This window comes from Jatrophihabitans sp. (assembly GCF_046262535.1).
In the GTDB taxonomy this organism is placed as follows: Bacteria; Actinomycetota; Actinomycetes; order Mycobacteriales; family Jatrophihabitantaceae; genus Jatrophihabitans.
Map to the genome: position 1 here is coordinate 24,943 of NZ_JBHEMO010000031.1, position 19,758 is coordinate 44,700.

Genomic DNA, 19,758 nt, shown 5'->3' on the forward strand with positions numbered 1-19,758 from the left:
AGAGGAACGAAAGGTAGGTAGCCGTGCCCAACCCGGTGATCAACCAGTTCGGCCGCGCCGCGGGCGGAGGTAACCACGGGCCGTCGGCGGCGGATCTGCAGGGAATGTTCGACAAGCCCGCGTACACCGGTCCGCGGCCCAATGACCGGTACATGACCCTGGACGACGTGGTGCAGCGCACGGCCGCCATGCTGGGGACGATCCTCGTCGCCGGTGCCATCGCGTGGGTCGCGCTGCCTGACCGGCTGTTCACGCCGGCGCTGATCATCTCGCTGATGGGCGGTCTGGGCCTCGGCCTGTACATGTCGTTCACCCAGCGGGTGAACGCGGTCACCGCAATCGTCTACTCGGCGTTCGAAGGCGTGCTGCTCGGCGCCATCAGCCATGTGTTCAACCAGCGCTACCCCGGAATCGTCGTGCAGGCGGTGGCCGGCACCGTGATGGTGGCCGGCGGCATGCTCTTCGTCTACAAGATCGGCGCCATCCGGGTCACGCCCAAGCTCACCCGCGTGGTCGTCGGCGCCACGATCGGCGTGTTCGGGCTGATGGTGGTCAACCTGATCGCGTACCTGTTCACCTCCGACGGGCTGGGCCTGCGCTCGGGTGGCCCGTTCGCGGTCATTTTCAGCCTGGTCTGCATCGTGATCGCGGCGTTCAACCTGGTGCTCGACTTCGACATGATCGAGCGGGGCATCCGGCAGGGCGCGCCGCAGAAGTTCGCCTGGTACGCCGCGTTCGGCCTGACCGTGACGCTGATCTGGCTCTACATCGAGATCCTGCGCCTGCTGGGCTACGCCCGCCGCTAACCCCTCGGCTTGTCCCGGCTTCCTCCGCGTACCGCAGGAGGAAGCCGGGACAACCGCGGGCTTAAATCGCGAAGGGCGGATCGGGACACCCCTGTCTCGTCCGCCCTATCGCCGGCTCAGCTGCTCCGGTGACTCCCCCACGGATACCTCCGCAGCGGCTGATACCTGTTCAACGACCGCACCGCCGAAAAGGTTGCGCCCGTCTCTTGGGCCTTCCCACCTGGCCCGGTTGCCAATCGGCGCCGCACTTCCGGCCGGAAATCAACCACACCGGGCGGGAACAACGGCTAGGACAGCCGCTCGAGAACCATCGCCATACCCTGGCCGCCGCCCACGCACATGGTCTCCAGCCCGAACTGCTTGTCGTGGAAGCGCAGCGAGTTGATGAGCGTGGACGTGATGCGGGCGCCGGTCATCCCGAACGGGTGGCCGATCGCGATCGCCCCGCCGTTGACGTTGAGCCGGTCGATGTCGATCCCCAGGTCGCGGTAGGACGGGATGACCTGCGCCGCGAACGCCTCGTTGATCTCGACGAGGTCGATGTCGCCGATGCTCAGACCGGCGAGCGCCAGCGCCTTGCGCGACGCCTCAACCGGTCCGTAGCCCATGATCTCCGGTGACAGGCCGGTGACGCCGGTGGACACGATCCGGGCCAGTGGCGTCAGGCCGAGTTCGGCCGCCTTCGTGTCCCTCATGATCACGACCGCCGCCGCGCCGTCGTTCAGCGGGCAGCAGTTGCCCGCGGTGACCCGTCCGTCCGGCCGGAAAACCGGCTTGAGGCCGGAGACCGCCTCGTAGGTGACGCCGGCCCGGGGACCGTCGTCCTTCGACACGACGGTGCCGTCGGGCAGGGTGATCGGGGTGATGTCGCTGGCCCAGAAGCCGTTGGCCAGCGCGGCTTCGGTGAGGTTCTGGGACCGGACCCCGAAGTGGTCCATGTCCTCGCGGCTGACGTCCTTGTACAGCGCGAGGTTCTCCGCCGTCTGGCCCATGGCGATGTAGACGTCGGGCAGCAGGCCGTCCTCGCGCGGGTCGTGCCACTCGGACGCGCCCGACTCGGCCGTCTTGGCGGTGCGCTGCTCGGCGTCGGCGTACTTCTCGTTGTGCGTGTTCGGCCAGCCGTCGGCGCTGCCGTTGACGAAACGGGACACCGTCTCGACACCGGCCGACACGAAGACGTCGCCCTCGCCGGCCTTGATCGCGTGGAAGGCCATCCGCGACGTCTGCAGGGACGACGAGCAGTACCGGTTCACCGTCGTGCCCGGCAGGAAGTCGTAACCGAGCTGGACGGCGACCGTGCGACCGATGTTGCTGCCCGCTTCGCCGGCGGGCTGGCCGCAGCCCATCATCAGGTCGTCGATCTGGCGGGGGTCGAGCGCGGGCACCTTGTCGAGTGCCGCCTGCACGATCTGGGCGGCGAGGTCGTCGGGACGGATGCTGACCATCGAGCCCTTGCCGGCCCGTCCGATCGGCGAACGGGCGACGGAGACGATGACGGCTTCGGGCATGGGGAACTCCTTCGACGGATGTTTCCTCGATGTTGCCACCGCGCCCGTCGGCCTGTCAGGCGGGCGCGGGCAACGTCACGCGGCGGGCACGGGGCTGGTGGGCACCGCTTGCTCGGGCGACGTGGCCGGCGCGTTGCGGGGACGGCGGCGGCGCAGCCGGGCGAACGGCCCGCGCGGCCCCTCGCGCCGACCGAAGCGTTCGGCCCCGGCGACTTCGGTTCCGGGCCGGGTGACGGCCTGGGCCGCCGCCTTCTGGACCGTCTTGACCCGCCGGGTGGTGAACGTGCTGGCCGACCGGACCCGGGTGCGAATCCCCAGCTCGTCCAGACACGACGGCAGGATGGCGGCGGCCGCCTCGGCGTAACCGGCCGCGGACGGATGGAAGCGGTCCTCGGAGAAGAAGTGCAGGTTCGACATGAACAGCGGCCCGAGCAGGTCGCCGAGCGACACCGTCCGGCCTCCGGCGCGCACCACGGCGATGGTCTGGGCCTTGGCCATGTTGCGCGACTGGCGGCGGGCGTAGGCCCGCAGCGGCTGCGCCAGCGGGCGGATCGTGCCGAGGTCGGGGCAGGTACCCACGACGACGTCGGCGCCCAACGCGCGCAACCGCTCGACCGTGCGCTCGAGGTGACGCGCGGCCACCGCCGGCTTCGTCCCCTCGGTGACGTCGTTCGCTCCGATGATGACGACGGCCAGTTCGGGACGGACGCGCCCGAGCGCGTCGACCTGCGCCGCCAGGTCGGGCGACTCGGCGCCGACGACGGCCACGTTGGTCAGGTGCACCGGCCGGCGCGCCGCCTCGGAGATGCCGATGGCCAGCTGGGCGCCCGGGGTGTCGCGGTCGCGGTAGACGCCGTAGCCGGCGGCGGTCGAGTCCCCGAGCAGCGCGATGCGGATCGGTGGTCGGGTGCGGCTGACTCCGGCGGCAGCCCAGATCGTGTCGTTGGACGCCGGCGGCGGGTCCTTCGCGACCGGGATGCGCCGGTGCGCCAACTTGGTCTCGCCCCACAGCAGCCCGGCCAGGCCGGCGAATCCCGCGACGGCCAGCCCGCCCAGCCCGCCGCCCGCGTACAACGCGATGCGATGGGGCCAGCGCAGGGTCACGGCGTGAGGTTATCGGGGCGCACCCTGGATAGGGTCGCGGCATGCGCTACAGCGAATCCCTGGTCGACCTGATCGGCAACACCCCGCTGGTCCGGTTGAACCGAGTGACCGAGGGCCTGGCCCCGACCGTCCTCGCCAAGATCGAGTACTTCAACCCGGGCGGTTCGGTGAAGGACCGCATCGCCGTCCGGATGATCGAGGCCGCCGAGGCGTCCGGCGAGTTGAAATCGGGCGGGACGATCGTCGAACCCACGTCGGGCAACACCGGCGTCGGCCTGGCCATCGTGGCCCAGCAACGCGGTTACCACTGCGTGTTCGTCTGTCCGGACAAGGTGAGCGGCGACAAGATCGACACCCTGCGCGCCTATGGCGCCGAGGTGGTGGTCTGCCCGACCGCGGTCGCGCCCGAGGACCCCCGCTCCTACTACAACGTGTCCGACCGGCTGGCCCGCGAACGGCCCGGTGGCTGGAAGCCCAACCAGTACGCCAATGAGAACAATCCGCGCTCGCACTACGAGACGACCGGCCCCGAGCTCTGGGACCAGACCGACGGCCGGATCACGCACTTCGTCGCCGGCGTCGGCACCGGCGGCACGATCAGCGGCACCGGCCGCTACCTCAAGGAGCGCGGGCCGGTGCGGATCATCGGCGCCGACCCCGAGGGCTCGGTCTACTCCGGTGGGACGGGCCGTCCCTACCTCGTCGAGGGCGTCGGCGAGGACTTCTGGCCGACCACCTACGACCCGCAGATCTGCGACGAGGTCATCCCGGTGTCCGACGCCGCGTCGTTCGAGATGACCCGCCGCCTGGCCCGCGAGGAGGGACTGCTCGTCGGCGGTTCGTGCGGGATGGCCGTCGTCGCCGCGCTGGACGTTGCCCGCCGCGGCGGCCCGGACGACGTCATCGTCGTGCTGTTGCCCGACGGCGGCCGCGGCTACCTGTCCAAGATCTTCAACGACACCTGGATGGCCGACTACGGCTTCGTCGGCGGTTCGGCCGAGACGACGGTGGGCGACGTGCTGCGCTCGAAGTCGGGCGAAACGCCGTCGCTCGTCCACGGCCACCCGAACGAGACGATCCGCGAGGCGATCAACATCCTGCGCGAGTACGGCGTCTCGCAGATGCCCATCGTGCGGGCCGAGCCGCCGGTGACCGCCGGCGAGGTCGTCGGCTCGGTGTCGGAGCGGTTGCTGCTCGACGAGCTGTTCGCGGGGACGGCCTCGCTCGCCGATGCCGTCGAGCCGCACATGTCGGAGCCGCTGCCGATCATCGGGTCCGGTGAGCCGGTGTCGCAGGCGGTCGCGGCCCTGGGTGCGGCGGATGCGCTGCTCGTGCACGTCGACGGCAAGCCGGCCGGCGTGCTGACCCGCCAGGACCTGTTGGGGCACCTCGCCGCGTCGTGACCGGCGCGGCCTGATCAGTTCCCGCGTGGGCGTGCTGAGGCACGCCGGAGCGGGAACTGATCAACGTGAGCGAGGGCGGGACACTGCCGCGCGTACCGCCTGGCCGATCCGCTCGTCGTACGCGCTCGGCTCAGTCAGGCCGAGCACGGTGGCCAGATGCGGCCCGAAGACGAGCCAGCCCAGCGTCGTGGACGCGGCGACCGCAGCCCCGACCCTGGTCTCCTCGTCCGCTGCGGCGCCGCCGGTGACCAGTCCGAGCGTGGCGGCCGCGGCCGGTAGCTCCAGGTCGGCGAGCATGGCCGGGGCGTCGAGGACGATGCGGGCGAGCACCCGCCAGTACGCCGCGTGCTCGGACAGCAGCGCGAGGACCGCTGTCTCGTCGGGCCGCGGCAGGGCGGCCGCGCGGGTGGCCAGCTCACGCGACTGCTCGGCGACGACGGTCCGGATCAGCGCGTCCTTGGTTCCGAAGTGCCGGTGGACGAGGGCGTGGTTGACGCCGGCCCGGCCGGCCACCTCGCGGACGGTCATGTCCCGCGGGCCGCGCTCGGCCAGCAGGTCGACCGCGGCCGCCTGGACCGCGGCCATCACTGCCTCGCGGCCGCGTGGCGCGATCGACCTCGCTCCCATTTGACGGACTGTAGTCAAGCGACTACATGTAACCAATGGGTTACAGGCGCAGTCGGGTCCTGCTCGCATTCTTCGCAGCCCTGCTCGGGTTGTCAGCGGGAACGGCGGCGGCCGCGGCGTCGGCCGGCGCGGCGATCCCGATCCCGTCGGTGCCCGGCCCATTGCTGCTGCCCACCTACGTCGGTGCCCCGCGACGGCCCAACCCATCGCGTCGTTCGCGGTTCCGCAGCACCCCCACCTGGCGCCCAACGGGCGCAGCAACATGCACGACGACGCCTACGCGAGCGACGCCTACGCCGGGCCTGGTCCAGTTGGCCGCCGCCCGGTCGTGACGTCGGCGTTCTACGGCGTCGAGGAGTGCGCGACCGAGGCCTTCGACCGCGCGGGGCGCATCGTCGCGCTCTGCGGCAATCTCGGCGGCCCGGTGCTGCGTCTGCTCGACCCGACCACGCTGGACGTGATCGCCACCCAGAGCCTGCCCGGCCGCCAGCTCAGGCTCGGCGTCAGCCCGCTCAGCGACCTGTGCGGCGGCACGTACTTCTACCTCGACGAGCAGGACCGCGCCGTCGTCACGACCACCGACCGGCACATCGACGTCGTCGCTGACACCGGCGCGGCGTTCGTCCAGCAGCGGTCCTACGACCTCACCGCCGCCGTGCCGTCCGACGACTGCCTGATCGCCCTCATGCCCGACTGGAGCGGGCGGATCTGGTTCGAGACCGGCGGCGGCACGGTCGGCGCGGTCGACCCGGACACCGGTGTGGTGCGGACGGTCAGCTTCCCGGGGGAGATCATCGACAACTCCTTCGCGGTGGACGAGACGGGCGGCGTCTTCGTCGTGTCCGACCACGCGCTGTACCGCCTCGACGCCGACGCGAACGGTGCGCCGGTCATCACCTGGCGCCGGCCCTACGACCGCGGCTCGCAACAGAAGACCGGCCAACTGGCTCAAGGCTCGGGCACGACACCGACGCTCGTGGGGCCGGACCTGGTGGCCATCACCGACAATGCCGACCCGCGGATGAACGTGCTCGTCTACCAGCGCGGCAAGATGAGCGGCGGCGCGCTCGTCTGCGGGCAGCCCGTCTTCGCGGCCGGCGCCAGCGACACCGAGAACTCGCTCGTGGCGGTCGGCTCGTCGCTGATCGTCGAGAACAACTACGGCTACAAGGACCCGACGTCGACGCTGCTCGGCGCCACGACCTCGCCCGGCGTCGCCCGCGTCGACGTCACCGACGGTCACTGCAGCACGGCGTGGACGAGCACCGAGGTCGCGCCCACGTCGGTGCCCAAGGCGTCGCTCGCGACCGGGCTGCTCTACGTCTACACCAAGCCGGCCGCGCTGCTGGTCGACGCCTGGTACTTCACCGCGATCGATCTCCGGACGGGCCGGACGGCGTTCAGCCGGCTCGCCGGCACCGGCCCCGGTTACAACAACCACTACGCGGCGATCTACCTCGGCCCGGACGGCTCGGCCTACATCGCCACGCTGACCGGGATGCTGCGCATCCGCGACACCGGCTGAGCCTTCCCTCGGTAGCGTCGGGACCATGACAGGCTTCGACACGCTCGCCATCCACGCCGGCCAGGATCCGGATCCGCGCACGGGAGCGGTGGCCATCCCCATCTATCAGACCTCGACCTACAAGCAGGACGGCGTCGGGGGCCTGCGCAGCGGCTACGAGTACAGCCGCAGCGCCAACCCGACGCGCGCCGCTCTGGAGGAGGCGATGGCGGCGCTGGAGGTTGGCGCCCGCGGGCGCGCGTTCGCCAGCGGCCTGGCCGCCGAGGACGCCTATTTCCGCACCGCCTGCCGGCCGGGGGACCATGTGCTGCTGCCGGGCGATGCCTACGGCGGCACGTTCCGCCTCGTCGCCCGGGTGCTGGCCAACTGGGGCGTCGAGTACACGTCGGTCCCGCTGGACGATCTGGACGCGGTGCGGTCGGCCGTCCGTCCGAACACCAAGGTCGTCTGGTGCGAAACCCCGACGAACCCGCTGCTCGGCATCGCCGACATCGCCGGGCTGGCCGACATCGCGCACGGGGCCGGCGCGCACCTCGTCGTCGACAACACCTTCGCCTCGCCCTATCTGCAGCAGCCGATCGCGCTCGGCGCCGACGTCGTCGTGCACTCGACGACGAAGTACCTCGGCGGGCACTCCGACGTCGTCGGCGGCGCGCTCGTCGCCGCCGACGCCGAGCTGGGCGAGCAACTCGCGTTCCACCAGAACGCGATGGGTGCGGTGGCCGGCCCGTTCGACGCCTGGCTGGTCCTGCGCGGCATCAAGACCCTCGGCGTGCGGATGGATCGGCACTGCGCCAACGCCGAACGCATCGCCGAGTTCCTGGTCGGGCATCCGGCCGTCGACCGCGTCCTTTATCCGGGCCTGCCGTCGCACCCGGGTCACGACCTCGCGGCCCGCCAGATGCGCGGCTTCGGTGGCATGGTGTCATTCACGCTGCGCGGCGGCGAGGAGACCGCGCTCAAGGTGTGCGGCTTGGTGTCGGTCTTCACGCTCGGCGAATCGCTGGGCGGCGTGGAGTCGCTGATCGAGCACCCGGGCCGGATGACGCACTCGAGCGTCGCCGGCTCACCGCTGGAGGTGCCCAACGACCTCGTGCGCCTTTCGGTCGGCATCGAGAACGTCGAGGACCTCATCGACGACCTGACCTCGGCGCTGGCATAAGTTCTCGCCTGACACGGCACGCTGAGCGGTATGGCGCTCGAGGAACTGGCGGAACGATTCTGGACGTGGCGGACGGCGAACCAGCCGGACTCCTACGACGACATCACCCGGGTGATCCGCCCGCTCGGATGGACGGCGGATTGGTCGCCGGAGTCGGTCGCCCAACGGCGCGCGGTCGCCGCCGCGTTCGCCGACGAGTACGCCGCGCTCGACCTGTCGACGCAGCCGGTTCACCTGCAGGTGAACGGACGGCTGCTCGGCAGCGCGGTCGCCCGAGCCCGGTGGGAGCTGGAACTGGTGCGCGGCTGGGCCCGGGACCCGCGGTTCTACCTCGACCAGAGCCTCGTCCCGATCTTCAACCTCTTGCTCGAACCGCCGCCGTTCGACGAGGCGCGAGCCGCCGCGATCGTCGCGCACCTGCGCCGGGTACCGGCGATCCTTGCGCAGGCGCGGGCGAACCTGGCCGCCACGGCGGCAAAGGCGTTCGCGACGTATGCCGTCAGGGTGCTCGACGGGCTGGCCACCGATCTCGATACCGCGATGGCCGCGCTGCAGCCGTACCTACCCGCCGAACCGGCGACGGAGCTGGCGGCGGCCACCGCGCCGGCCGCCGAAGCCGTCGCCGACTACCGGCATTGGCTGCAGACCGCGATGGCCACCTTCGTGGCTCCGGCCGCCGTGGGCGCCGACGCGTTCGGGTACTTCCTGCACCGGGTGGCGCTGCTGCCCTATGGCGCGGCGCAGCTGCGGACGATGGCCGCGCAGGAATGGAACCGGGCCGTGGCGACCGAGGCGGCGTTGCAGCTGCGTACGCCGGCCGCGCCGCCGTTGCCGAGCGACCTCGCCGACTTCCTGGCCGGCGCCGAGCGGGACGAACTGGCGGTGCGCCGGTTCTACGTCGAGCACGGGTTGCTGAGCCAGCCCGACGACCTGCGGCACTACCGGTTCGCGGCTCTGCCGCCCTACCTCGTGCCGCTGCACCGGCTCGGCGTCACGCATTACGCGGCGGACGAGGGCCGCCGTCATCACGACGCGGTGCACTACGTGCCGGCGCTCGGTACCGACGACTCCTACTTCCGGCGGGCCGAGATGGGCGACCCGCGGGCGAGCATCGTGCACGAGGGGGTGCACGCGCAGCAACTGGCGCTCGGCTGGGCACACCCCGATCCGGTGCGGCGCCGCTACTACGACTCCACCCCGATGGAGGGCCTCGCCTTCTACAACGAGGAGTTGATGCTGGTGTCGGGGCTCTTCGACGGTGCTCCTGCGGCGGCCGAGTTCGTGGCCAATGCCATGCGCCTACGGGCGTTGCGCGTCGAGGTCGACGTTGCGCTGGGGATCGGAGAGCAGACGCTGGACGAGGCCGCCGACACGCTCGCCGACATGGTGCCAATGGACCGCGGTACGGCCGAACAGGAAGCGCCGTTCTTCGCCGGCAATCCGGGCCAGGGGTCGAGCTACCAGATCGGCAAGCTGCAGATCCTGGACCTGATCGCGGCCGCCCGGCTGCGACCTGGCTTCGACCTGCAGCCGCTGCACGACCGGCTCTGGCGCGAGGGCAATGTGCCGCTCGTGCTGCAGCGGTGGGAGGTGCTGGGCTCCCGCGATCAGCTCGACGAGGCCGATCGACTCGCTGCCGATTTCTGACTGCGGCGATTCAGCCGTCCCGAGACTCAGCCATGGTCAGACAACGCCGCGATGGTGACGGCGAACGGGTCACCGGGCAGCGGGTTGGCCTCGACGTGCACCGTGAAGTCGGCCGGCGCCGCGCCCGCGCCGTCCGGCGCGGCGCGGTGCGGCGCGGCGCAGCGCACAAGAGTTGCCGCAACCGGTCGGTGACGTTGACGGTGAGCCGCCAGCCGTCCGCGCCTCGACGAGGTGGAAGTCGCTGACGGGTCGGCCGTCCGACGCCGAGCCGTTCTCGCGGCTCGGCGTGGGACGGTGGGAAGCGAGGGTCATAGGGCAGATATCGGCCTAGTACCAGTGCCGTCGGCCGCCCACGGCCCGCCCGGTCGAGCCGAGCAGGACGAGGATCAGACCGACCACCAGAACGATGATCCCGAGCGTCCACAGGATTGCGATCTTGGCGATGAAGCCGATCAGCAACAAGATGACACCGAGAGCGATCACGGGGACCTCCTCCAGCGCGCCACCCTGACGGCGGCGATGCCGATTTCCTACCCGGACCCCACGCCGCGCTAACGGCGATCTTATGCGCGAGCGGCCGGTGTTCAGTCGCCGGTGATCAACCTCAGCAGCGCCAGCCCGTAGGCCTCGGCCGCGTCCGGGTGCTCGGTGTGCGTCGCCCGGCCGACGACCTCGAGGTCGACCCGCCAGCCAGCAGGGCCCGGGCTCAGCCGGCGAAACGTCGCGCCGAGCCGTTCCCGCAGTTGGGTCTCGCTGGGCAGCCAGACGGTGTCCTGCGCCTCGACCGAGTCCAGTGCCCACTCGACCGTTCCGTTGAAGCCGATGACGGACCCGGTTGCATGCTTGTGCACGTCGACGGTCATGTCCGACAGGGTGAAAACCTCGTCGTCCATGTCCCGGTCGGCTACGACGAAACGGTCACCGGGAACCGGGTCCCAGCGCAGCCCGGCATCGCGCAATCGTCGCGCCAACCCGACCGAGATCATGCAACCGTTCTACGCCACTCGGAGGCGAGGATGGCGAAGTCGACCTCGGTCGACCATTCCCCCTTGAACCACTCATTCTCGACGAGCACGGCCTCCTGGCGCATGCCGAGCCGGCGCAGCACGGCCGCCGAGGGGACGTTACGCACGTCGATCCGGCCGATGACGCGATGCAGGTCCATGTCCTCGAAGGCAAGCCGCAGGAGCGCGCGGCCGCTCTCGGTCGCGTACCCGTGCCCGTAGTGGGCGGGGTTGAACGCATAGCCGATCTCTGCGGTGCGGTGCTCGGCGCTGGTGTAGATGAGAATGACGTCGCCGACCACGGTCCCGGTCTCGCGGACGACGACGGCGAGGTTGACGAACTGGCCCGGCTCCTCGATGGTCTGCGACCTCCGTTTGGGATCGGCGAGGCGCTCGGCCACCTGCTCGCGGGTCAGGGGCGGATAGGGGATGTAGCGGCAGACGTCCTCGCGCGACTGGTAGGCGTGCAGCGCGTCGATGTCGTTGGCCGGGTCGAGCGGGCGCAGCAGCAGCCGCTCGGTCTCGATCGGGTAGTCGGGTTTCAACACGGCGCCACGGTATGCCCCGGCCGCGTCGCGCGCGCCGCCATTTCGCTCAGTACGGTCGAGGCATGGATTGCCGCACCGGTGCCATCTGGGACGAGCGCTACCTCGCCTACGACTTCGGCGACCACCCGCTCAACCCGGTGCGACTCGACCTGACGATCCGATTGGCCCGCGAGCTGGGCGTCCTCGATCGGCTCGACGTCACCGCCCCGGTTCCGGCGGACGAGGTGCAGCTGCTGACCGTGCACGACGCCGACTACCTCGCGGCCGTGCGCCGGGCGAGCGATGACCCGACGTTCAGCGGCTTCGGGCTCGGCACGAGCGACGACCCGGTCTTCCCCGGCATGTACGAGGCGTCGGCCCTGGTCGCCGGTGGCTCGGCCCAGGCGGCGCTGCGCATGTGGAACGGCGAGGTCGACCACGCGGTCAACATCGCCGGCGGCCTGCACCACGCCATGCAGGGCTATGCCTCCGGGTTCTGCATCTTCAACGACGTCGTCCTGGCGATCCGCACCCTGCTCGCGGCCGGGGCGAAGAAAGTCGCTTACGTCGACATCGACGTCCACCACGGCGACGGCGTGCAAGCGGCGTTCTACGACGATCCTCGGGTGCTGACGATCAGCCTGCACCAGGATCCGCGCACGCTGTTCCCTGGCACCGGCCTGGCGTCGGAGATCGGCAGCGGCACCGCGGAGGGCACCGCGGTCAACGTCGCCCTGCCGCCGGGTACCGACGACGTCGGGTGGCTGCGGGCGTTCCGGGCCGTCGTCCCGAGCGCCGTTCGCGCCTTCGGGCCCGACGTGCTGGTGACGCAGTGCGGCTGCGACACCCACCACGAGGACCCGCTCGCCAACCTCGAGCTCACCGTGGACGGGCAGCGCACCGCCATCACCGAACTGCACAGGCTGGCCCACGAGATCACCGGCGGCAAGTGGGTGGCGTTCGGCGGCGGCGGGTACGGCCTGATCCGTTGCGTACCGCGCACCTGGACGCACCTGCTGGCCGAGGCCACCGGGCGGACCGTTCCGGCCGATGCCGCGATCCCGCCCGGCTGGATCGAGCACCTGCGCAGCCGCGGCGTCCGTGGCGAGCTGCCGGCCACGATGGGCGAGCGGCCGGTGCCCGAGGTACGGGCCTGGGAACCCGGCGGCGAGGGCTGGCTGGACGGCGCGATCGGCGCGACCCGGCGGGCCGTCTTCCCGCTGCTCGGCCTCGATCCGGACGACCCGCGTGACTAGCGAGGCCGAGACCGGGACGGACGACGTAGCCGACGTCGAGGCGCTCCGACACTGGGAGGCCGACGTGGTCGCCGCCGACGGCGGCACGGTCCATCTGCGCCCCATCCGCCCGAGCGACGCCGACGCCCTGGTCGCCTTCCACGCCGGCCTGTCGCAGCGCACCAGGTATCTGCGCTACTTCTCGGCCTACCCGCGCATCCCCGAGCGAGATCTGTACCGGTTCACCCACGTCGACCACCACGACCGGGTCGCGTTCGTCGTCGAGCTCGCCGGCGAGATCATCGCCGTCGGCCGGTACGAGCGGCACCGCGGCACGGACGAGGCCGAGGTCGCCTTCGTCGTCGCCGACCGCCACCAGGGGCGCGGGATCGGTTCGGTGCTCTTGGAGCACCTCGCGGCGGCGGCGCGAGAGATCGGCATCCGCCGCTTCCAGGCCGTCGTCCTGGCCGAGAACGTCGGGATGATCAGGGTCTTCCGCGACGCCGGATACGCGGTGACCCGGCATGTGGAGTACGGCGAGGTGAACCTGACCTTCGACGTGGACGAGACGGCGCTGACCGAGACGGTGATGCGCGAGCGCGAGCAGCGGGCCGAGGCCCGGTCCATCGCCCGGCTGCTGCACCCCCGCTCGGTCGCGGTGGTCGGTGCCAGCAACGACGAGGGCAAGCTCGGCCACGCGGTCTTCGTGAACCTGCTGCGCATGGGCTTCGACGGCCCCCTGTATCCCGTCCACCCGGATGCCCGCCACATCGGCGGCGTGCGGGCCTACCCGACCGTGCTCGACGTGCCGGATGAGATCGACCTGGTGGTGGTCGCCGTCCCCGCCGCGTCGGTTCCCGGCGTCGTCGAGCAGTGTGGCGAGCGCGGTGTTCGCGGGCTCATCGTCATCTCCGGCGGTTTCGGCGAGCGCGGCGCCGCCGGCCAGCGCGACGCCGGCCGGGCCGCCCAGCGCGACCTCGTCGCCGCGGCTCGCGGACACGGCATGCGGGTCGTCGGGCCGAACTGCCTCGGCATCGTCAACACCGAGCCGGGCGTGCGGTTGAACGCGTCCCTGGCGCCCCTGCCACCGCTGGCCGGGCGGGTCGGGTTCTTCTCGCAGTCAGGCGCACTGGGTGTGACGATCCTGGGCGAGGCGGCCCGGCGCGGGCTGGGCGTCTCGACGTTCGTGTCGGCCGGCAACCGGGCCGACGTGTCGGGCAACGACCTGCTGCAGTATTGGGAGACCGACGAGTGCACCGACGTCGTCCTCATGTATCTCGAGAGTTTCGGCAACCCGCGCAAGTTCGCCCGGCTGAGCCGCCGGCTCGGCCGCACCAAACCGATCATCGCGGTCAAGAGCGGTACCGCGGCGGCTCCGGTGCCCGGGTTGCAACAGACCTCGGTCGCGGTCCCCGACGTGAGCGCCCGGGCCTTGTTCGAGGCGTCGGGCATCATCCGGGTCGAGACGGTGAGCGGCATGTTCGACATCGCGCTGCTGCTCTCGACCCAGCCGCTGCCGGCCGGTGACCGGGTTGCCGTAGTGGGCAACTCGACGGCGATCGGCGTGCTGGTCGCCAACGCGTGCGCGGCCGAAGGGCTGCGGCTGACGCGGTTGGACGACACCGGTGTCGAGGGCGGGGCTGCGGAGTTCGAGGCGGCGCTGCGCAGCGCGGTCGAGGATCCCGAGGTCGACGCGGTCACCGTTGTCTTCGTCCCGCCCTTGCAGCGGGCGGCCGGCGACGAGGTGGCCCTGGCCGTGCGCACGGTCGCGGCCACCAGCGCCAAGCCGGTGCTCTCGACCTTCCTTGGGTTCGAAGGCGTGCCGGCGGCGCTGGCGGCCGGTGGCCCGGACGCGCCGGCCCGCGGATCGGTGCCGTCCTACCCGTCGCCCGAGCGGGCGGTGCGGGCGCTGGCTCGTGCCGTGCGTTACGCGAAGTGGCGCTCGACGCCGCTGGGCATCGTGCCGCACGTGCCCGACGTCGACCTCGAGGCGGCCCGTTCCGTCGTGCACACCGTCCTCGCCGACGCACCCGAGGGCCGCGATCTGACCACCGACGAGGCGGGCTGCCTGCTCGCCGCCCTCGGCGTCGTGCTGTCGTTCGAACGGCCGACCCACACCGTCGAGGTCGAGCTCGCGGTCTTCGACGAGCGCTCGTTCGGCGCGCTCGTCTCGTTCGGTGTGGCCGGCGTGGCCGTCGAGTTGCTGGGCGACATCGCCTACGCCGCCGCGCCGTTGACCGGCGAGGACGCCGAGGCCCTGATCCGCACGCCGCGGGCGTCCCCGCTGCTGACCGGCTACCGGGGCAGCGAGCCCTACGACACGGCGGCGTTGGCCGATCTGGCGCTGCGGCTGTCCACCCTGGGGGACGCGCTGCCGGAGATCGCCGAGTGCCGCCTCACCGCGATGGCCACCCCGATCGGCGCGCACGTCACCGAGGTCACCGCGCGGGTCGCGCCCCCGACGGCCCGGGCCGACACCGGTCCCCGCCGGCTGCGCGGGCTCTGAGGCGCATCACGACGAGCTCGGCGACCCGTGCATCTTCGGGGTCGGGCTCAGCTGAGCCAGGATCGGCATCAGGTCACTCGGCGGCGCCCAGTTGTAGCGGACGGCCGTGCCGTTGGTGACTTGCGAGTCGGCACAGGCGCTGGCCGAGCGGGTCACGGTGACGGTGCGCAGCGGGGTGCCGTTCGCCGCGAGCCCGATGATCGCGTAGTCGTGGGCCGTGGCGGTCAGGTCCCGCTTCGGGCAGGGGGTGGGGGGTGAGGCCGCGGCGTCGTTGAGGCTCGCGGCGAGTCGCCGCGCGTAGGCGCCGCTCAATGCGATCCGGGCCGGCGCCAAGGTGGCGCTCGACGGGGCGGGCGTCACGTCGTAGGAGCAGACGATCACCGACGTCACCGGTTGGCTGAAGAGGGGTTCGTTGGCGCCGAACTGCCCCGGGCTGCCACCACCGGGCAGGACATAGCGGGGCACTGTCGCCGGGCAGCCGACCGCTGCGACCGCCTTGCCGGCGCCGCCGTTGGCGGCGGACGGCGCCACCACGCTGCCCGCTGCGGCCGCGGCGGTGTCGGAATAGCGCTCGTTGGAGTGCGACCGCGCGGCCGACCCCGCGCTCGTCGTGTGGTCACTGCCGCTTCGCGCCAGCGTCACGATGCCCGTGCCCGCGCCGGCGACGACCACGACGGCGACCGCGGTGGACACGACCTGCATGCGACGCCGGGCCTGGTGGGCCTGGGCCAGCGCGATCACGCGGTCGGGATCGGGACCGTCGCCCTCGCCGTCGCTGAGCGCGGCCCGAAGATCATGTTCAGTCGGACTCATGTCGGGCCTCGCTTCGCTCGGCGAGTGACTCCGCCGACACTGTGCTGATGATTCGCTCGCTGACGCTCGCTCATGACGCCGCTCCACTCGTCGCCTCGACGCGCAGCTTCGCCAGCGACCGGGCGCAGCTGCTCTTGACGGTGCCGACCGGCAGGCCGAGGGCGGCGGCCGTGTCCTGCTCGGACAGGTCGCAGTAGTAGCGCAGAACGATCACCGCGCGGTCCTTGGGTGCGAGGCCGGCGAGCATGCGCCGGAGCTCGTCGCGGGACTCGGACGCGGTCGTGTCGCTGCGGTCCGCGGCCGGTGCCGATTCGGGCAGCACCTCCGTCGGCCGCTCGCCCCACCACTTGCGGCGGGTCTGGTCGATGTGGGCATTGACCAGCGCCTTGCGCGCGTAGGGCAGCGGAGCGTCGATGCGTCCCCACTTCGAATACACCTTGATGAGTGCTGTCTGCACGAGATCCTCGCCGCGGTGGTGGTCTCCAGTCAGCAGGCGGGCGGCGTGGAGAAGCGTCGCGCCGTTCGCCTCGACGAACGCGCGGAAGCCGGCCTCGTCCCGCACACGCCCTCCCGACCGTCCGGCCTGCACCTGTGTGACGCGATGGCCTCGGGTTCAGGTTCCCACTCGACCGGGAACCGCGCGGGACATCGGGAAATGCGGGATGCCCGTTTCGGCGTGCTCGAATTCCGGGCCGTCCACGACGAAGCCGTGCCGGCGGTAGAAGGCGACGGCACCCACCCGCGCCTCGCACCACACCAGGCGACCGCCCCGATGCGCGATCTCGGCGAGGCCTCGCGCGACGACGGACGCGCCGACCCCCTGGCCGCGCAGATCGGCCACGGTGGCCATCCCGCGCAGCTGCCAGGTCGCATCCTGCTCCGGGCGGGCCGGGTAGGGCCGTGGCAGCAGGACGCACGAGCCGATCACCCGGTCGTCCTCGTCCACCCCGGCCAGGTGCACCGCCTGCGGGTTGTCGTCGCCGTGCATCAACGAGCCGACCGGCCAGGTCGGACGCAGCACGGCCCGGCGCAGCTCCCGGGTCGCTGCGCCGTCGACCACGCGAACCGCGACCGTCATCCGCCCGGGCGGTAGACCATCAGCACGACGATGACGAGCATGATCAACGCGACGATGCCGCCGGCGGCGGCGACCCGGCCGGTCAGCGTGACGACCGAAGCCTGCTCTCGGATGCCCTTGGTGGCCTTGTCCAGCGTGGGCACCACGACGCCGAGCACGAGGCCGACGGCGACCGCCCACAGCAGGATCGACAGCCAGATCCACGTGTCGTCGATCTCGCCCACCTTCTCGCCGTCCTCCTTCTGGCTCATCAAGGCCCCGCCGGCCAGAACGACGAGGACCGAGACGTAGGAGTAGATCCGCAGTACGCGCGACGAGGACGCGGTGGCGGCGCCGTCGCCCTGGCGGATCCCGCGAGCGGCGGTGGTGGCCGCGTGCACCAGCGGGCCGATCGCGAAGACCGCGAGGACGAGATGGGCGGCGAGCAGCAGCTTGAGCATGATCGGAAGGCTACCGAGCGGCGTCGATGCGCCCTTGCAGCCGTGGGAGCCAGAAACCGGCATAGCGCAGTTGGAGTTGGGGGATCCGCCAGTCGGTGCCCTCGATGACCTGGCGGCACCGGTAGGTCTCGCAGTGGCACATCATGACGAACTCCGGATCGTCGATCGCGGTGGCGTAGTCGACGGTGAGCTCTTCGCCGGCGGCGACATCGCGGACGGCCACGAGGGTGGCGTCGTCGCCCCAGCCGAGGGTGGGCTCGCAGCTGTGGTTCAGCTCCTTGGGGACCTCGGCGGCCGGGAGCCGCAGCACCGGCGCACCGGCCCCGATCGACGCGCTCGCGAACAGTCCACGGCCGGCGATCCGGGACGGTCCGGGGACCGGAGCCGGGTGCGCGGGGTCAGCCGGCCGCACGGCGACGACCCCGCCGGCTGGACAGGTAGTCCGCGACCACGAACTCGCCCAGGGCGCCCCGTTTCGGCTGGAACACCCGGCCGCCGTTGCGCCGTCCGACCTCTTGCATGAACTCGACGAGCCGCGGGTCGTCGTCGAGCATGAAGACGTTGATGGTCGCTCCGGTGCGGGTGCAGCGCTCGACCTCGGCCAGCGTCGCCGCCAGCGTCTCGCGGGTCGGTGGCCACGCGAAGTCGGCGAACCCGTCGGCGGCGAGGTGGGCCGTCGGCTCACCATCGGTGATCACCAGGATCACCGGCTCGGCGCCGCGGTGCTTGTCGAGGTGGCGCCGGGCGAGCATCAGGCCGTGCTGCAGGTTGGTGCCCTGCACCCGGTCCCAGTCGTGGTCGACCAGCGCGCTCGGCGACATCACACGGGCGTAGTCGCTGAACCCGATGATCTCGATCGCGTCCTGCGGGTATTTCGTCGTGACGAGCGAGTGCAGGGCGAGCGCGGTCGTCTTCGCCTCGCCCCACGTGCCCCGCAGCTCCATCGAGTAGGACATGTCGACGAGTAGTGCGATCGCGGCCGACGACCGGCGTTCCGTCTCGACCACCTCGAAGTCCTGCGCCTCGAGCGACAGCGCCGTGCCGGAGCTGCGCAGCACGGCGTTGCGGACGGTACGGACGACGTCGAGCGGCTGCTCGTCGCCGAAGCGCCACTCGCGGCTGGCGCCGGTGACCTCGCCGGCCGCGCCGGCGTCGCGGACGTCGTGCGCACCGCGGCCGCGCGACTCGACCAGATCGAAGACCCGACGCAGCGCGGTGCTACCCAGCCGGCGCAGCGCCCGCGGGGTCAACCGCAGCCCGTCGCCGCCCTTCTGCACGTAGCCCTGCTCGCGCAGCTCGCGTTCGATCCGGCGCAACTGCGACATGTCCTCGACGGCGCTGCGGCCCAGTGCCCGCTCGATCAACTCCTCGTCGATGTCGTCGAGGCTGGCTCCGGGGTAGTCCTGGCCGAGCAGCTCGTCGAGCTGGTCGAGGTCGGCGAGCTCGGCCAGCGCACCGGTGGCGTCGGAGTAGCCCATGCCCTGCTCGCCGTCCATCCGGCTGCGCCCGCCCCAGCGCAGGTCGGGACGGGCCGAGCGCAGCCCCTGCTGCAGGCGCGCCATCTCGTCGGCCAGGCCGGCCTGGCCGAGCGCGTTGGCCATCAGGTTGCCGAGCTCCTCGCGCTGCTCCGCGGTCAGCGAGTCCATCAGCTGCTGGGCCGCGGCGGCGCGGCGGGCCAGCGTGTCGATGAGCTCTTCGAGGTTGGCCGGGTTCTCCGGGAAGAAGTCGCCGTACTGCTGCATGAACTGCGCGAAGTCCTCAGGCGTGTGCTCGCCACGGGCGTCGGCGTCGAGCATGTCGTTGAGGGCGCTCATCATCTGCCGGATGCGCTCGAGGTCCTCGGGCGACGCGTTTTGCAGGGCGTCGCGCATGCCGTTGAACTGCGCGTCGAGCACCTCGCTGCGCAAGAGGTCCTGGATCTTGTCGTAGGTCTGCCTGGCCTCGGGCGAGCGCCACTGGTAATCGGCCAGCTGGCGGACGGCGCGCGAGGTGTCGTTCGGGAGCGAGTCGAGCTCGGCCTCGGCCATGCGGGCCGAGTCGTCGGGGATCGGGAAAAGCGCCCTTCGCTCCTCTTCCAGGGCCTGGTCGAGCAGCTCGCGGACCTGGTCGAGCGTGCCGTCGAGTCGGCCGCTGCGGCGCAGCTCCCGCGCGCGCTCGCGGGCCTTGCGGCGAAGTGCGTCGAGGCCTTCGCGCCCCGGTGCGCCGCGGCGCAGCAGCCGGTTCAGCGCCGCGCGCGGTGACATGCCGGCCAGGACGTCGTCGCCGACCTCGTCCAGCGCGTCGCGGATGTCGTAGGGCGGCTCGAGCGGGTCGGGGCCGCCGTGCCACGCACCGTAACGGACGCTCATCGCGTCCGTCCCACCGCTTGATCAG

The 19,758-nt window shown here is 71.6% G+C and carries 19 protein-coding genes and 1 pseudogene; 7 read left to right on the forward strand and 13 right to left on the reverse strand.

Going from position 1 to position 19,758, the window contains the following annotated elements; translation table 11 throughout:
- Positions 1–23 precede the first annotated feature (23 nt).
- Entirely contained in the window at positions 24–806 is a 783-nt protein-coding gene (locus ABR571_RS04880; RefSeq protein WP_409452061.1) for a Bax inhibitor-1/YccA family protein, read from the forward strand.
- A 287-nt stretch (positions 807–1,093) separates the two neighbouring features.
- On the opposite strand, the gene ABR571_RS04885 is transcribed toward ABR571_RS04880, so the two are convergent.
- On the reverse strand, positions 1,094–2,314 hold the full coding sequence (locus ABR571_RS04885; protein ID WP_409452062.1) for an acetyl-CoA C-acetyltransferase: 1,221 nt from the start codon (positions 2,312–2,314) through the stop codon (positions 1,094–1,096).
- A gap of 75 nt (positions 2,315–2,389) precedes the next feature.
- Positions 2,390–3,418, reverse strand: coding sequence for an SGNH/GDSL hydrolase family protein (locus ABR571_RS04890; protein WP_409452063.1), 1,029 nt, complete (start codon positions 3,416–3,418; stop codon positions 2,390–2,392).
- A gap of 41 nt (positions 3,419–3,459) precedes the next feature.
- Between ABR571_RS04890 and ABR571_RS04895 the strand changes: the two genes are divergently transcribed.
- Entirely contained in the window at positions 3,460–4,821 is a 1,362-nt protein-coding gene (locus ABR571_RS04895) for a cystathionine beta-synthase (RefSeq protein WP_409452064.1), read from the forward strand.
- A gap of 60 nt (positions 4,822–4,881) precedes the next feature.
- On the opposite strand, the gene ABR571_RS04900 is transcribed toward ABR571_RS04895, so the two are convergent.
- Positions 4,882–5,448 carry a TetR/AcrR family transcriptional regulator gene (locus ABR571_RS04900; RefSeq protein ID WP_409452065.1) on the reverse strand — a complete coding sequence of 189 codons (567 nt, stop codon included), beginning with the start codon at positions 5,446–5,448 and terminating at the stop codon, positions 4,882–4,884.
- A gap of 35 nt (positions 5,449–5,483) precedes the next feature.
- Here ABR571_RS04900 and ABR571_RS04905 point away from each other — a divergent pair.
- The 3 genes and pseudogenes from ABR571_RS04905 (at position 5,484) to ABR571_RS04915 (ending at position 9,782) form a co-directional block, all read left to right on the forward strand.
- A pseudogene (locus ABR571_RS04905) lies at positions 5,484–6,973 on the forward strand (hypothetical protein).
- 25 nt (positions 6,974–6,998) lie between these two features.
- Complete coding sequence (locus ABR571_RS04910; RefSeq protein ID WP_409452066.1) at positions 6,999–8,135, forward strand: cystathionine gamma-synthase; 1,137 nt, start codon at positions 6,999–7,001, stop codon at positions 8,133–8,135.
- Between the two features lie 30 nt (positions 8,136–8,165).
- Positions 8,166–9,782, forward strand: coding sequence for a DUF885 family protein (locus ABR571_RS04915; protein WP_409452067.1), 1,617 nt, complete (start codon positions 8,166–8,168; stop codon positions 9,780–9,782).
- 26 nt (positions 9,783–9,808) lie between these two features.
- On the opposite strand, the gene ABR571_RS04920 is transcribed toward ABR571_RS04915, so the two are convergent.
- The 4 genes from ABR571_RS04920 to ABR571_RS04935 all read right to left on the reverse strand — a co-directional run bounded on the left by ABR571_RS04920 (position 9,809) and on the right by ABR571_RS04935 (position 11,334).
- Complete coding sequence (locus ABR571_RS04920) at positions 9,809–9,949, reverse strand: hypothetical protein (protein WP_409452068.1); 141 nt, start codon at positions 9,947–9,949, stop codon at positions 9,809–9,811.
- 160 nt (positions 9,950–10,109) lie between these two features.
- Complete coding sequence (locus ABR571_RS04925) at positions 10,110–10,265, reverse strand: DUF6131 family protein (protein ID WP_409452069.1); 156 nt, start codon at positions 10,263–10,265, stop codon at positions 10,110–10,112.
- A gap of 101 nt (positions 10,266–10,366) precedes the next feature.
- On the reverse strand, positions 10,367–10,768 hold the full coding sequence (locus tag ABR571_RS04930; protein WP_409452070.1) for a pilus assembly protein CpaE: 402 nt from the start codon (positions 10,766–10,768) through the stop codon (positions 10,367–10,369).
- On the reverse strand, positions 10,765–11,334 hold the full coding sequence (locus ABR571_RS04935; protein WP_409452071.1) for a GNAT family N-acetyltransferase: 570 nt from the start codon (positions 11,332–11,334) through the stop codon (positions 10,765–10,767). The genes ABR571_RS04930 and ABR571_RS04935 overlap by 4 nt, the downstream gene beginning before the upstream one ends.
- A 62-nt stretch (positions 11,335–11,396) precedes the next feature.
- Here ABR571_RS04935 and ABR571_RS04940 point away from each other — a divergent pair, with 62 nt between their 5' ends.
- Positions 11,397–12,569: an acetoin utilization protein AcuC gene (locus ABR571_RS04940; protein ID WP_409452072.1), complete on the forward strand. Its 1,173-nt coding sequence runs from the start codon at positions 11,397–11,399 to the stop codon at positions 12,567–12,569.
- Positions 12,562–15,054 (forward strand): GNAT family N-acetyltransferase, encoded by a 2,493-nt coding sequence (locus tag ABR571_RS04945; protein WP_409452073.1) that lies wholly within the window; start codon positions 12,562–12,564, stop codon positions 15,052–15,054. Before ABR571_RS04940 ends, ABR571_RS04945 begins: the two co-directional genes overlap by 8 nt.
- Positions 15,055–15,060: 6 nt before the next feature.
- Here the strand turns inward: ABR571_RS04945 and ABR571_RS04950 are convergent, their stop codons facing one another.
- The 6 genes from ABR571_RS04950 to ABR571_RS04975 form a co-directional block, all read right to left on the reverse strand.
- Complete coding sequence (locus ABR571_RS04950; RefSeq protein WP_409452074.1) at positions 15,061–15,867, reverse strand: hypothetical protein; 807 nt, start codon at positions 15,865–15,867, stop codon at positions 15,061–15,063.
- A gap of 70 nt (positions 15,868–15,937) precedes the next feature.
- Positions 15,938–16,429: a SigE family RNA polymerase sigma factor gene (locus tag ABR571_RS04955; protein WP_409452075.1), complete on the reverse strand. Its 492-nt coding sequence runs from the start codon at positions 16,427–16,429 to the stop codon at positions 15,938–15,940.
- 51 nt (positions 16,430–16,480) lie between these two features.
- Positions 16,481–16,945: a GNAT family N-acetyltransferase gene (locus tag ABR571_RS04960; protein ID WP_409452076.1), complete on the reverse strand. Its 465-nt coding sequence runs from the start codon at positions 16,943–16,945 to the stop codon at positions 16,481–16,483.
- Positions 16,942–17,385: a DUF2269 family protein gene (locus ABR571_RS04965; RefSeq protein ID WP_409452077.1), complete on the reverse strand. Its 444-nt coding sequence runs from the start codon at positions 17,383–17,385 to the stop codon at positions 16,942–16,944. The genes ABR571_RS04960 and ABR571_RS04965 overlap by 4 nt, the downstream gene beginning before the upstream one ends.
- Positions 17,386–17,395: 10 nt before the next feature.
- Complete coding sequence (locus ABR571_RS04970) at positions 17,396–17,797, reverse strand: SET domain-containing protein-lysine N-methyltransferase (protein ID WP_409452078.1); 402 nt, start codon at positions 17,795–17,797, stop codon at positions 17,396–17,398.
- Complete coding sequence (locus ABR571_RS04975; protein WP_409452079.1) at positions 17,784–19,733, reverse strand: vWA domain-containing protein; 1,950 nt, start codon at positions 19,731–19,733, stop codon at positions 17,784–17,786. Before ABR571_RS04975 ends, ABR571_RS04970 begins: the two co-directional genes overlap by 14 nt.
- Positions 19,734–19,758 lie beyond the last annotated feature (25 nt).